This is a genomic window from Priestia sp. YIM B13552 (genome assembly GCF_042787775.1).
Taxonomy (GTDB): Bacteria; Bacillota; Bacilli; order Bacillales; family Bacillaceae_H; genus Priestia; species Priestia megaterium_E.
The window spans coordinates 1-13,537 of the sequence record NZ_JBHZOU010000002.1 but is presented as its reverse complement, the minus strand read 5'-3'; the positions used below and the strand labels follow the sequence as shown (position 1 = coordinate 13,537).

Below are 13,537 nucleotides of genomic sequence, written 5' to 3'. Positions count from 1 at the left end.
TCCTTAAATTTTATTATAGATGATCAGGTTTTATTCGAGCTTGACTATTATTCTATTTAATATAAAGGGTAAAATTCTAATTTTTATAAAAAGAAAATGAAGAAAAACGTAAGATTTAAGTAATAGAAAAGAAAATTTCAATTTATATAATAACAATATAAATTGAAAAGGGGAAAATAGCAGTATTTTTTCAGATATCTACGACTTGTTTGACGAGATTGAAATGTATAGTATACCTGTTGACAAAGAAGATGGATTTTGGGCGTTCTATAAAACTTCCGCACGGGAAATATAGGAAGGTGAAACAAAAGCCATTGTAGAATGGTTTGAAGAGTTTCGGAATAAGGCAGACAGAAAGAGTAGTACGTTATCTACCTATTTTAGTTTTCATGATTATGATACATGCTATGATTTGCAAAATGATAAGTGGATTACGGATGGAGATAAATGGGAGGGTTAAACTCTAGCATTTGTTCACTCTTATGTATGGTCATTTAATAAGAGGTAGAGCAGCAAGGAATAGGTCTTGATGATATGCTTTATACCGAGATGAGGCACCAGCTTTTTCATATGAGAAGGCTGCCAACAACAATTATAAAAAGGAGAGACTTAAATGAAATTTGATGTAGCTGAATTAGTTGAAGCAAAGCGTCAAATCGATTCAACTTTACATAAACTCAGACAGACAGTAAAAACGTTTGAAGCTAAAGAAAATGCTGGTAGATATAAATCTCAAATCACCTTAGCTAAAAGACGGATACAAGCATTTGAGCTTTCAGTGGCTCTTATTGAAAGAGAAATAAATGATTCTGAGAAACAAAGCTAGGTATCAGATTTTAAAAAGTGCGTATTTGACGACGTTATTTACTGTATGAATTACAAAACGCCGGAAACTGCTATATCGCGGTAACAGCATTTTAATTCATCTTCAATTGTCGCTTAGAGTGGAATATTTTAAAAAAAGAAACCTTGAAAATACTAGGGTTTCTTTTTTTGTAATTAGTACTCTGCAGACGCCAGTATACCTTTTGGATTTTGGCTAAACCTGTTTCCAAAGCGGGCAGTCTTTGCACTTCTCAAAACGTATCCACGCTTTCTTTATCTCACTAAAAATAATTCATTCATTTATTTAAAATATTTAAAAATAAGGGTTGAAGGTGACGCAACGTAATCTAATATAGTTGAACTATGACATACCAAGAAGGAGAGTAACAAAAATAAACAATCCTTTTTAGGAACGTTATTAGAGTAAATGTAACGGATGGAGAGATGAGAAGTGAAGAATAAAGAACGAATTCGCTCTTTAGATATATTAAGAGGATTAGCGATTCTGGGAACACTAGGAACGAACATTTGGCTGTTTGCCTATCTGGGAGATATAAATTATATATTTACTTTTACCCATAACAAATGGTGGTTATCAGGAGATGATTTTTTAAGAATTCTTTTTCTATCCTTAATTAACGGGAAATTACTCGGCCTCTTAGCTATTATGTTTGGTGTTGGTTTAGAACTGAAATATCAGCAATCAAAACGATTAAATCAGACTTGGCCGGGAAGGTACATATGGCTGTCTTTAATCTTATTAACAGAAGGGCTTTTGCACTTTATTTTTGTCTTAGAGTACGACATTTTAATGTCTTATGCAGTGACTGCCATTGTCGTATCGTTTATCGTGAAAATGCGGAAGACGATGATACGAATAACAATGATTAGTGCAGCAGCGATTCATCTTTTCTTTATAGTACTTGTGTTCTTAGGTGTGCTAACTAACTCAATAGGAGATGAGCTAGTTGCTGTCCCAAAAGAAGTGGTGAACCTTTATCAACATGGATCGTGGATGAACCAAATGCAGTATCGACTTTTTCATTTTTGGGAGCTGCGCACAGAAGCAATTTTCGTCATTCCATTTAATATATGCATGTTTTTAATTGGTGTTTTACTAGTGAGAACAGGGGCTTTTGACAATAATTCCAATGGTATTAATATCAGAAAGAGGATGATGAAGGCGGGACTTTTAGTTGGGCTACCTCTGAACCTATTATTATTTGTTCCTGGAGGATACTTTGATTTTCCAGTGAGGTATGTATTTGCCCCTATTTTATCGCTTGGATACATGGGAGCCATTAGTTTCCTAATTGAAAAATTTCAGGACTTTTCATTATGGAGCGTTTTAGAAAAAGTAGGTAAGATGTCTTTAAGTTGCTATGTGTTACAGAATGTTTTAAGCTCAATTTTATTTTATGGATGGGGCTTTGGGTTGGGTGGACATCCTCGTTCATTCTTCGTCATTTTTGTTTGGATACTAATCTGCTTGTTTCAAATGTTATTTGCTGCTTTGTGGCTTCGTTATTTTAAAATGGGTCCTATGGAATCAGCGCGTAAACGCTTAGCCAGTTTAGGTATAAAGAAAAATATAAAGAAAGATCTTAAATTGTAAGTCAGCTTCTTTTTGATGAATATAAAACATGTTATAAGAAGCAAAACTTTCACATAGAATGTTATGTTAAAGTTATATTAGATATTGATAATTTTAACCAATTAATAGTCCGTAGAGGAGAATTAAAGAAAATGGCTAACTTTTTCTTAATACTTATCGGATTCTTTATTATCATTTCAAATATCGTTGGATTTATATCCTACAAAAAAAAGAAAAGTTTATACGCTGCTGCTTTTACAATATTGATACTGGCGGCTTTATTTGGGGCAATAGGCGGTACATTAGCACTGTTGATCATTAGAGACGCGTTTGCCATATTTTATGGTTTACAAGTTGGATCTTATTTACTTATGAACAGCGCAATTGTTCTGTTAATAGCAGTTATAGTCACAGTTATAAAACAATATAACAATAAATAAAAAATTTGCTTAGTAAGACTTATACTTTGTAAGTTTGTAGTTACCATAATCACCATTGTAGAAATAAAAAAACCTATTTGATGTAAATAGTCAGATAAGCTTTCCTTTTTCTTTAAAATCCTTTTCATTAACTTCCCAAACATCATATTCTTCACCAAATTTATCTCTGGTGTCCATAGCCATTAAATCAGATAAAACCTCATAATTATCTGTTATAGATTCATCCAATATGTCTTCATTAGGATCTCCTTTAACCGTATCCCATTTAATAAACCTTTCATCATTACACTTACGATATAGAAATACCTAGTCCTGAATTTAATTTATTTTGCTTGTAGCTTCAATCTCTGCACCAGAACCCAATGAGGTATTTCAATTGTAGATTTTGCAAGATGACTATCAGGATTTTTCTGTTTTTATAAAAATCTCTGCTACTTTCTTTCTGAATCTTTCAGATATATTGTGGAGTATGCGTTTTCATAATATGGTATACATACAAAATCAATAAAAAAGGAGAATACTATGAAACAGTCATTAAAAGAATTTCCTAAAGATTTTATGTGGGGCGGTGCAATCGCAGCCAATCAAGCAGAAGGAGCTTATTTGGAAGACGGAAAAGGTTTAGATATATCATCTGGATTCGCAAATGGGATTAAGCATGCTCATGATAAAGTAATTGACGAGAATAAATTTTATCCAAACCATGAAGCGATAGATTTTTATCACCGGTATAAAGAAGATTTAGCCTTGATGGAAGAAATGAATTTTAATGTGTTTCGCACGTCTATTAATTGGTCCAGAATTTTTCCAAATGGAGATGATGTAGAGCCAAATGAAGCTGGACTAAAGTTTTACGATGATTTATTTGATGAAATGATTAAAAGAGGCATGAAACCCTTAATTACGTTAAGTCATTATGAAACGCCTTTACACCTTGTTGAAAAGTACGGGAGCTGGAGAAACAGAAAGTTAATTACTTTCTTTTTAAATTATTGTGAAACAGTGTTTGAAAGATACAAGGACAAAGTAAAATATTGGCTTACTTTTAATGAGATTAATAATATGAGAAGAATGCCTGGCGGAGCTGGCGGTATCTTTTTTGAAGAAGGTGAAAACAGACAGCAAGTAGTCTATCAGGCTAGCCATAACATGTTTGTAGCGAACAGCTTGGCTATTAAAAAGTTTAGAACGATTATTCCTGATGGTAAAATTGGCTGCATGCTTTCACTGAGCAATGTTTACCCGCATACATGTAAGCCAGAAGATGTATTTGAAACAATGGAGTTACGCAGAAGGTCACTGATGTTTGGAGATGTAATGATCAGAGGGGAGTATCCAAGCTACACTTCAAGAATTTGGGAAGAAGAAGGCGTAGAAGTAAACATGCAGCCGGGAGATGAAGAAATTATTAAATGTTATACGAGCGATTTCCTTGCTTTAAGCTACTACAGAACTTCAACTCATGAGTATGGCCAGCCATTCTATGGTGATACAGGAGGAGATCAAGGAACGCCAAATCCGTATATTGGTACTACTCCTTGGGGGTGGCAAATTGATCCTCTAGGGTTAAGATATACACTTAACGAACTTTATGATCGATATCAGCTTCCACTTTTTCTTGTGGAGAATGGACTAGGTCAAATCGATGAAATAGATGAGAATGGTGAAATTAACGATTTTTATCGTATTGAATACGTGAGGGATCATGTGAAAGCCATGAAAGAAGCTTTACAAGATGGGGTAGAAATTATGGGCTATACTTATTGGGGACCCATTGACATTATCAGTGCTGGGACGGCTGAAATGAAAAAAAGGTATGGTTTCATTTACGTTGATCGTGACAACGAAGGGAACGGCACCATGGAGCGAAGAAAGAAAGCTTCATTTGATTGGTATGCAAACTTAATAAAAAATAATGGAAACAATATCTAGAAAGCACAAAGCAGAAAGCACGCTCAGTGCCTTCTGCTTTCTATTCAAGATTATTGTTTTTGTAAAAGTAATCTCTTTCTGTTTTTCTTTTGGCAAAAGTAGATAAATTATTACTATTTTTCTTATAGTTAAGGCTAAATAATTCACCGAAGACGCAGTCAAGGACGTAGAGCATCGCATTTCTCGATGTAAACGATCCCATTTTATATCTGCTTTCTGTCGAATGAATACGCAACGTCACATGAGCTAATTTTTCATATGGCCAAGCGTTTTTAGAAGCAGTCAATAAAATAAATGGAATGTTGTTTGTTACTAGTTCATCGATAATGTAATGCATTTGATGACTATTAGAATACTGGGAAATTACCACTGCTGCTTTTTTAATATTTGTAGGATTATCATCTCGAAAACTTTGAGCTTCCTGAAATCCATTTAATGGCTCAAGAACGGATAGAAGTCCTAACCGAATCATTTTATAGTGTAAGTCTTCTGCAATGATTAATGATTCTCCGCGTCCATAAATATAAGTGATGTCTGCTTTATTAATCAATTGCGCAGCCATTTTAATATCAGAAATGTTCAGTGCTTTGTACTCATATTCTAAGGCTTGAAGTGACAGGCGATAGAACGTATTAGCAATTTCTTCTGTTGTAGCTTCCTCTGGGATTGGTAAATCAACAGACGGCATTTGTCCATCAAGTGCAAATGATGTCAATTCAGAAGCAAGTTTAATCTTAAAATCAGAAAAACCTTTTACACCTAATTTCTTACAAAGACGAATGATTGAGGCCTGAGAGACGTGACATTCTTCACTAAGTTCTTCTAATGAAATGTTAACTACTATTCTTGGATATTCTAAAATAAATGATGCAATAACATTCTCTGTACTCGTAAGATTATTTGTTTGTTTTAAATTATCAAAAATCATATTTATCACCTAATAGAAAGTAGGAACAACAATGAACCATAGAGAGATTGCCAAAAAAATAATAGAAGAAAGTGGCGGTATAGAGAACATTTCCAGCGTCACTCATTGTTCTACTCGATTACGAATCTTTATTAAGGATAAGTCTAAAGTAAATCAAGAACAAATACAAGCTATAAAGCCAGTTTTAGGAGTGGTTTTCCCAGAAGACGAACTGCAAATTGTGCTTGGTCAAAATATGATACCTATTTATGAAAGCGTTTCTAAAACATTTGAATCTCAATCAGCAAATAGCAGTGCTAGCACAAATGAAACGCAAGAAGCTAGTCAAAGTAGTCATACGACGAAGAGTACGGAAACTGGTAAGAAGACGATCGGTAAATTTTTATATAAAGTTCTTGCTTTTGTATCGGCTGCAGTTACACCAATGATTCCTGGTCTTGTTGCTGGAGGTATGCTAAAGGTATTTCTTTTATTAGCTACACTTGTATTTCCAGCATTCGAGAGCTCTTCTACGTATTCGATGCTAAATATGTTAGCGGATGTACCATTTTACTTTATGCCTATTTTTGTCGCTTATGGTGCTAGTAAAAAACTAGGAGGTACGCCTTTATATAGTATGACTGTTGCAGCAGCACTTGTTTATCCTACTTTTATGACTGCTGTTACGGAAGGGACAAGTTTATCACTTTTAAATATCCCAGTGACACTCGTAAAGTATAATAGCACGCTGCTTCCAGCATTATTAATTAGTATATTTGCTTATTATTGCGAGAAATTTTTAGTGAAAGTAATTCCTGGTATCATTCGTCCAGTATTTGTTGGAATGCTGACTATTACAGCTGCATATATCCTTGGAATTACAGTACTAGGGCCACTAGGTGATATAGTTGGTAGCTATGTTGTTCATATTTTCTTATGGTCATCAGTAAATATTGGACCTTTTGCTGTGGGTATTTTAGCAGCATGTATGCCTTGGCTAGTAATGACAGGTATGCATCATGCCGTCACACCATTTATGGTACAAGCTATTACAAACCCTGGATATGACGGATTATTCAAACCAGCATATCTGCTGCATAACATGGCTGAAGGCGGAGCTTGTTTAGGGGTAGCTTTACGTACGAAAGACAAGGCTTTAAAAGCAGAATGCTATAGTTTGGCGGTGGGGTGTATTTTAGCTGGCGTTACTGAACCAGCGCTTTATGGAGTGAATTTAAGATTAAAAAAGCCCATGTATGGTGTAATGGCTGGCAGTGCTTTAGGGGGGATTGTAGCAGGACTAATGGGTGCAACAGCATATGTATACGGCTATTCTACTATACTAGCAATTCCAATTTTCCAACAAACTATCATGGCAATTGTAACCGCTATTATCGTCTCAATTGTCTCAGCTTGTATCATAACGATCATTATTGGATTTGACGAAGAATTACTTCGATAATTATGTAAAAGGATGGGAGAATAATGTTTAATATTTTCAAAAAGAAAGAGAAAGTTACCGAGATATATTCACCTGTAGAAGGGATTATTCATCATTTAGAAACTGCTTCAGACCCCGTTTTTAAACAAAAAATAATGGGAGACGGGTTCTATGCGTTACCTCATGCCAAAGAAATATATGCACCTATCGAAGGAGTAATCGATTCTATTTTTCCAACTAAACATGCCTTTACAATGAAAACTGACAGTGGAATCAGCATTTTGGTTCATATTGGTACCGACACAGTACAGCTAGAGGGCATCCCTTTTGAACTCAGTGCTAAAGAGGGAGACTATGTGAAACCAGGTGACTTACTCGGTACTGCTGACTTTGATTATATAAAAGACAAGGGTAAGGGAACAGAAGTGTATGTGGTTTTTCCAGAACTTGATGATTCAAGAGAATTAACGCTGACTAAAAGGGAGAGAGTTAGTAGTCAAGATGTTATTGGTACGATTTGATTGTTCGGCAAACATAGAAGATAATGGTGTCTGCATGTAGAATAGTGAAAAGAGGTAACAAAAAAGACTAAGCGCCTTCGCGTTAGTCTTTTTTTATTTGCGCTACAATTTTTGTGAGAATATATCAGATGTTTTGTACAAAGATTGTCCGCGCTTAAAAGGTAATTTTGAGGTGATGCAACAACTCTTCAGCACTTTCATGGACTTGTTCGTTCGTTAAGATACGTGCTCCTTGTTTTATGAAAGAGGGCAAAAATCGCATACCGGTCAAGTTTGCTGTTGCTTGAAACGGTTTGGTTAGTTCACTCATGCTGAAAAGGTTAGATCCACCAGCTTGATAGGCTGCTTCAGGTCCGCCTGTTGAAATGGCTAACATAAACTCTTTTCCATGCAATTTTGTGCCTTCAGATCCGTATGCCCAACCATAACTAAGAACAACATCCTGCCACTCCTTTAATAAAGAAGGACTGCTGTACCAGTAGAGCGGGAATTGAAACACAATCCGTTCGTGTTCAAGCAGCAATTGTTGTTCGTAAGCAACATCAATAGTACCGTTTGGATATGTGGCATATAAATCATGAACAGTAATGTCGCTCTCTTGACTCAAGCGATCTTTCCATGTTTTGTTAATAGTTGAAGTGGTTAAATTGGGATGTGCAACAATAACTAATGTTTTTTTCATAAATAAACTCCTTTTATATTTGTATATACAAATGATGTGTTAAAAATTTTTACTTTTCTTCAAAAGTGACCTCTACGTCTTTTCGGTTTTCAAACATGTGATAGAAGGTCTCAGCAATATTTGCAGGTGAGACGTAAGTTCCTTCTTCAACAAAACCCTTAATAGTCAATGTTCCAACGTAAATTCCTTTTGAAGCAAGTTCTTGATTCAAGCTATATGCTAAATTACGAATGCCTGCTTTTCCAATCGCTAATGAAGAATAGTCAGCATATGGATGAAGAGCTAATCCGCCGCCTGTTAACAAAATGGCTCCGTTTTGCATATGGGGAACTGTTTCTTTAACAGCAGTAAGAGCTCCAGCTACACTGATTTTAAAATCTTCTACTAATTGATCAGCGCTCAATGTTGTTGGTTTGCCAGGTCTTCCTGAAGCAGCATTGTATAAAAGAACATCAACTTTTCCATAGGTTTTAATTACTTTATCGATGGCTTTTCTTAAAGATTCTTCAGAAGAGACATCACCTGGAAATCCTTTTGCTATAATTCCGTCGTTTTTAAGCTCATCTTCATATCTCTGTAAGGAGTCCATACTACGGGAAATCATAGCCACTTTAAATCCTTCTTTTCCAAATTTTCTTGCTGTATTTAAGCTAATCCCTGGACCAGAACCAACAATTAGTAATAGTTTTTCAGACATATTGAATCCTCCTATTATATTTGTATATGCAAATGAAGGGGTAAAAAAATTACGATTCTTTCTCTAACTTATTGCTCGCTTCATGCAGCATTTTACTTAAATCTTTACTAAATTCATCTCCTAATATTTCTGAGTAATTAGTAAACAATTCTTTTAAAGAAACGCGAAACTGATGATACACTTTTTCTCCTTCATCCGTTAACGAGATCCTCGTCTGCTTTCCATCCATTTTTTTGACGACAAGCTTTAATTTTTCAAGTTTATCAATAAACCTCGTACTTGTAGAAGGGGCAATCGATAACTTGTGGCACAGTTCTTTCTGTGTGATATCCGGATGAAACTTTACAATCATAATCATGTAAAGATAGGAAGGAGCGACGTCACCAAAATCAAATGTTTTTTCAGCTAATTTTGTAATGTTACGAGCAAATCGGCTAGCTGTAAAGTAAAGACAGTGTATTAATATTTGTTCTTCTTCATTATTCATGTAATCATTCCTTTTCTTCATTTGCATATACAAATTAACACGTAATAAAAGTAAAGTCAACTAAGTTGTGGTTGAATGTTTGGTTCAGTTGTGCCGTCAACGAGAAAATAATAAAAACGAAAAATATACGTGAAAACCCAGGTTTTGTTTATAGGTGATTGTTATAATACGAATAGCGCAGGGGCGATTGCAAGCCTAATACAGAGATAAAATCGGAGGTAGCAAAATGGGGAAAAGTGGAATGTTTAAAGATTTTAATTTTAAACTAGTGGTCAATGAAGCTTTATTAGATCAAGAGCCATTATTTCTAGAAGAATTAACCGATTTAAAAGATAAGTATACCAATAATTTTGAATGGTATTCTGGTGCTGGCCCAATTGTTGAGATCAAAGATTATTTAGAAGAGTTAACTCTGGAAAAGAGTGATTTGGAAAAGGTTGAATGCCTTTGCTTTGATGGAGGTAATGAAATTTATCATATCCTAAAGCCAGATTGGGACGGTGAAGACAGTTTATTTGATGTACGGTCTGTTGAAGGATTTCAGAACTTAACGAATTTAAAAACAGTGGACTATATTTCAATGTGTGATCCACAAGTATTAGAACCATTTAAGCAAGCTGGAATTGAGATTGAGGATTAATGAGAAAGACGTTATTGTGCTAAAAGAAGCAATCCGTCTTTATGAAGAATAACGTTTCCTCATTATTGCCATCTAGAAAAATCAATAAGCAATTCTCCTATACTCCGTTTACAAAAACAGAAAACCCAACCTTTAGAGCTCAATGGTTGGGTTTTCTGTTTTTAGTCTGTATACGCCACATATGTTTAGTAAATACAATACCTCTTTGCAATACAAACTAAAAAACGTTATTGGCTTTGAATTTGAAGTTGAATTCTTGTAATTGAATTCTCTATTCCATCCGCCATTACCTCATCAATCACGTATTCCTCATATGCATACTTCCCTATTTTTAACCCTTTTTCTCTAACGAATTGAATAATTCGATCGTAAGCATGTTCGGTTTCGGCACCTTTTTGATACCCAACAACATATAGTCCCTGGGGACGTGTATGACAATGAATTTTTTCTATCTCTTCTGGGATTTTGATATACAAATGTTCGTAATTGTAAAACTCTTTTTTTTGAATTTGTTCTCTCGCAAGCATTGCTCCAATTGGATATCCTCGATCTAATTTATGAAGTTGAGTATAATGAATGAGCTCCGGAATAACTGTAGTATATTTTTGTCCGGCTTCTTCTAAAATATTTTCACTAATCATAAAGGTTTCTTCATCTAAATATTGCAATGAAATAGAAGAAAAATCAGTTTTTAAAGCATGTTCTGCTAACTGTAAACGCGTTTGAATAATTGCTTGTAAATGATTAAGGCTCTTAATTTTTTCTTCAATTTCAAAAGATTTTTCCTTTAAAAGGGTAATCATATTTATTGGTTTTTTATCTTTTAAAAGAACTTTTATCTCTTTTAATGGAACACCAAATTCTTTAAATAAGGCAATCACTTGAAAGACTTCAAATTGTTCATACGAATAGTACCTATATCCATTCTCTCTTTTTATTTGAGGTGAAAGTAACCCTATCTCGTCATAATGAAACAGAGTTTGCTTTTTTACACGACAGAGATTCGCGAATTCACCAGTAGTAAAGTACTTTTCCAACTCTTCACTCATAAAATCCTCCTTGACTATACGGTAACCATATACTTTATGATGTTCATTGTACTGGAAAGGAGATATAAACAGCAATGACGAGTCCTTTATTTCATTAAAGTAAGTGAAAAGGCAAATTGATGATGAATTTGAAGATAAAGCAATGAATAGAATTAAAGTTTGTTTAATTAAAGAAAAGAAAGAGTAGATAAGATGCAAATGATAAAAAAGAAAAAATCCTCCGTAGGTCAACTCCTTCAAGGTATATGGTCAAAAAATCGTAAAGGAATTAGCCTTACCTATATGCTCACTCTTGTTGAAAATGTTTGCGATCTTCTTTACGCTGCAACAATTGGTTTTGCAATCGATGGGTTGCTTAAAGGGAATCCGGCTAGCCTTATACCACTTGCTCTACTATGGATCCTTCACCTAGGGGTTGGCTTGTTCAGACACGTTTACGATACCAAAGTATTCGTTGGAATTTATTCTAATGTTGCCGCAGAAATGGTGGAGCGCCAGCGTGCTGATGGAGTAAAAGGAACTCGAATTGTAGGACGTGTCTCATTGTCTCGAGAGGTAGTAGATTTCTTTCAGATGGAGCTGCCAGCAGTTGTAACAACGGTTATTCGATTTTTAGGCGCTATTATCATGTTATTTCTTTATGACCAGTTTATTGGGTTCTTAAGTTTATTGGCACTAATTCCAATACTAATCATAAACTATTGGTTCGGTCGACGTTCTTATCGTTTGAATCACGCACTTAACAACCGGATTGAAGAAGAGGCAGATATAGTCGTTCATCGTCCACTTACCATTGTGCAAAAACATTTTGCACGATTACGTTTGTGGCGTGTTGCTATTTCTAACGCTGAGGCTAAAACATGGGGGATGATGGAGATTGTCGTCATTCTCTTAACCCTAGCTACACTACTTAGACTTACAGGTATTCAGGGTACTACGCCTGGTGCTATTTATGCAGTTCTAGCTTATATTTGGATGTTTCAAGAGGCAGTAGTTGGTCTTCCTGAAATTGTGCAAAATATTTCGCGTGTACTTGATATTGGTGAACGCGTTGCTGAAGACGTTAACAGCTAAAACCACAAAAGCTTAGCCAACCATTATTGTTATGTTATCCTCTAAATTATTGTTGTTGTCTTTTCAGGGAAATAAGCCCATAAATATAGATTAGGAGGATTTTTAATGAAAAAGATTGAAACTGATCGATTACTATTGAGAAACTTTTCTAAAGCAGACTCTCAAGCTCTTTTGGAATACTTGGCTAATCCAAGGGTAAACTGCTTTCTTGAAGACAAAGTTCACACAATAGAGGAAGCTGCTTTAAAAGCTCAAAAAAGAAAAAAAGATGACTCTTTTGTTGCAGTCTGCTTAAAAGGCAGTGATTATCTAATAGGAGAAATATTTTACTTAAAGGAAGATCCAGATACTTATTCCATTGGTTGGCACTTTAATGCTCAATATGAGGGGAAAGGGTACGCAAGCGAGAGTGTGAAGGAGTTCCTTGGGTATCTGTTTACTCAAAAGGGCGCAAGAAGAGTCTATGCATACGTTGAGGAGGATAACTACAAATCACAAAAACTATGTGAAAAATTAGGAATGCGTAAAGAAGGACGTTTTGTTGAGTTTATTTCGTTTACTAAATACGAATATGGAACACCTAAGTATGAAAATACTCTTCAGTATGCATTATTGAAAAAAGAGTGGATAAAAAATACTTCTTTTAATGAACCTGAGGAAAAAGTATCTCCTTAATTCATCTAGATAAACAGAATTATTATTAAATCCATTAATATTTAGTAATCTAAGATATAGGCAATTTGTAGAAAAGCTATGTATTTGTCGTTATCTAATGTAAACATTAAAACCTTTATAATAAAAAACCCCAGATATTTTGATTATCTGGGGTTTAAGGAGGGTAGACAAAAGCTGTTTTTAACCATTTTTTTATCTATTTTTACGTATACAAAAATAAAAAAGAAAATTATTGTAATCCACCTTGTATATAATTAGGAATCTATATTGAGCTCATTAACTGAAAAAAGTATTCAGACTTCTGAGTTTTATTTAAGCTATACCATGAATCTAATGTATTTGATGCGAATACATCTAATTTTTTTAATACGTCCCTCGCGAATTCTAGAGGTGCTATTCCTGAAGCAGTAATCATGTTATTATCGGATACTACAGGTCCAATCTCATACAACTTCTCTCCTTTATAATTAGGACAGACCATTTTTGTATATTCTAGGTTATTAAGCGTATGCTTTCTAGAATCTAAGTATCCACTATTTGCAAGGGCATCAGTAGCACCACAAATTGCAGCTA

The 13,537-nt window shown here is 34.7% G+C and carries 16 protein-coding genes; 9 read left to right on the top strand and 7 right to left on the bottom strand.

Translation table 11 applies throughout. The annotated features are described in order from the left end of the window. Positions 1-613: 613 nt before the first annotated feature. From ACFX40_RS06025 to ACFX40_RS06015, 3 genes are all read left to right on the top strand, one after another. The gene (locus tag ACFX40_RS06025) at positions 614-826 is read left to right on the top strand and encodes a hypothetical protein (protein ID WP_377254488.1); all 213 of its coding nucleotides are present in this window, start codon (positions 614-616) and stop codon (positions 824-826) included. Positions 827-1,276: 450 nt separating this feature from the next. Beyond that, positions 1,277-2,440 (top strand): DUF418 domain-containing protein, encoded by a 1,164-nt coding sequence (locus ACFX40_RS06020; RefSeq protein WP_377254485.1) that lies wholly within the window; start codon positions 1,277-1,279, stop codon positions 2,438-2,440. 131 nt (positions 2,441-2,571) lie between these two features. Further along, positions 2,572-2,859: a 3-isopropylmalate dehydrogenase gene (locus tag ACFX40_RS06015; protein WP_377254482.1), complete on the top strand. Its 288-nt coding sequence runs from the start codon at positions 2,572-2,574 to the stop codon at positions 2,857-2,859. Positions 2,860-2,949: 90 nt separating this feature from the next. On the opposite strand, the gene ACFX40_RS06010 is transcribed toward ACFX40_RS06015, so the two are convergent. Then, complete coding sequence (locus ACFX40_RS06010; RefSeq protein ID WP_182030138.1) at positions 2,950-3,087, bottom strand: hypothetical protein; 138 nt, start codon at positions 3,085-3,087, stop codon at positions 2,950-2,952. Between the two features lie 294 nt (positions 3,088-3,381). Here ACFX40_RS06010 and ACFX40_RS06005 point away from each other — a divergent pair, with 294 nt between their 5' ends. After that, complete coding sequence (locus ACFX40_RS06005; protein ID WP_034267302.1) at positions 3,382-4,791, top strand: glycoside hydrolase family 1 protein; 1,410 nt, start codon at positions 3,382-3,384, stop codon at positions 4,789-4,791. A gap of 40 nt (positions 4,792-4,831) precedes the next feature. Here the strand turns inward: ACFX40_RS06005 and ACFX40_RS06000 are convergent, their stop codons facing one another. Next, the gene (locus ACFX40_RS06000; protein WP_033580092.1) at positions 4,832-5,719 is read right to left on the bottom strand and encodes a MurR/RpiR family transcriptional regulator; all 888 of its coding nucleotides are present in this window, start codon (positions 5,717-5,719) and stop codon (positions 4,832-4,834) included. Between the two features lie 31 nt (positions 5,720-5,750). Between ACFX40_RS06000 and ACFX40_RS05995 the strand changes: the two genes are divergently transcribed. Together ACFX40_RS05995 and ACFX40_RS05990 are read left to right on the top strand one after the other, a co-directional pair. Next, entirely contained in the window at positions 5,751-7,160 is a 1,410-nt protein-coding gene (locus tag ACFX40_RS05995) for a PTS transporter subunit EIIC (protein ID WP_220462343.1), read from the top strand. A gap of 23 nt (positions 7,161-7,183) precedes the next feature. Beyond that, entirely contained in the window at positions 7,184-7,660 is a 477-nt protein-coding gene (locus ACFX40_RS05990; RefSeq protein WP_098626308.1) for a PTS sugar transporter subunit IIA, read from the top strand. A 154-nt stretch (positions 7,661-7,814) separates the two neighbouring features. Here ACFX40_RS05990 and ACFX40_RS05985 read toward each other — a convergent pair whose 3' ends face one another. Genes ACFX40_RS05985 through ACFX40_RS05975 form a run of 3 tightly spaced genes read right to left on the bottom strand, consistent with a single transcriptional unit; the run spans position 7,815 to position 9,526 of the window. Continuing rightward, positions 7,815-8,342 carry an NAD(P)H-dependent oxidoreductase gene (locus ACFX40_RS05985; RefSeq protein ID WP_034267293.1) on the bottom strand — a complete coding sequence of 176 codons (528 nt, stop codon included), beginning with the start codon at positions 8,340-8,342 and terminating at the stop codon, positions 7,815-7,817. Positions 8,343-8,391: 49 nt separating this feature from the next. Continuing rightward, on the bottom strand, positions 8,392-9,039 hold the full coding sequence (locus ACFX40_RS05980; protein ID WP_028414818.1) for an SDR family NAD(P)-dependent oxidoreductase: 648 nt from the start codon (positions 9,037-9,039) through the stop codon (positions 8,392-8,394). A 49-nt stretch (positions 9,040-9,088) separates the two neighbouring features. Then, positions 9,089-9,526, bottom strand: a complete 438-nt coding sequence (locus tag ACFX40_RS05975) for a MarR family winged helix-turn-helix transcriptional regulator (protein WP_014458900.1) — start codon at positions 9,524-9,526, stop codon at positions 9,089-9,091. A gap of 226 nt (positions 9,527-9,752) precedes the next feature. Here ACFX40_RS05975 and ACFX40_RS05970 point away from each other — a divergent pair, with 226 nt between their 5' ends. Continuing rightward, the gene (locus ACFX40_RS05970) at positions 9,753-10,166 is read left to right on the top strand and encodes a DUF6892 domain-containing protein (RefSeq protein ID WP_377254477.1); all 414 of its coding nucleotides are present in this window, start codon (positions 9,753-9,755) and stop codon (positions 10,164-10,166) included. Between the two features lie 227 nt (positions 10,167-10,393). Here the strand turns inward: ACFX40_RS05970 and ACFX40_RS05965 are convergent, their stop codons facing one another. Beyond that, positions 10,394-11,215, bottom strand: a complete 822-nt coding sequence (locus ACFX40_RS05965) for a MerR family transcriptional regulator (protein ID WP_377254474.1) — start codon at positions 11,213-11,215, stop codon at positions 10,394-10,396. A 192-nt stretch (positions 11,216-11,407) separates the two neighbouring features. Here ACFX40_RS05965 and ACFX40_RS05960 point away from each other — a divergent pair, with 192 nt between their 5' ends. Both ACFX40_RS05960 and ACFX40_RS05955 read left to right on the top strand, forming a co-directional pair. Continuing rightward, positions 11,408-12,289 carry an ABC transporter six-transmembrane domain-containing protein gene (locus ACFX40_RS05960; RefSeq protein ID WP_377254471.1) on the top strand — a complete coding sequence of 294 codons (882 nt, stop codon included), beginning with the start codon at positions 11,408-11,410 and terminating at the stop codon, positions 12,287-12,289. 105 nt (positions 12,290-12,394) lie between these two features. Continuing rightward, the gene (locus ACFX40_RS05955) at positions 12,395-12,964 is read left to right on the top strand and encodes a GNAT family N-acetyltransferase (RefSeq protein WP_377254469.1); all 570 of its coding nucleotides are present in this window, start codon (positions 12,395-12,397) and stop codon (positions 12,962-12,964) included. Between the two features lie 262 nt (positions 12,965-13,226). Here the strand turns inward: ACFX40_RS05955 and ACFX40_RS05950 are convergent. Further along, positions 13,227-13,537: DJ-1/PfpI family protein (locus ACFX40_RS05950; protein ID WP_377254466.1), on the bottom strand; the 311-nt coding region annotated here is incomplete at its 5' end.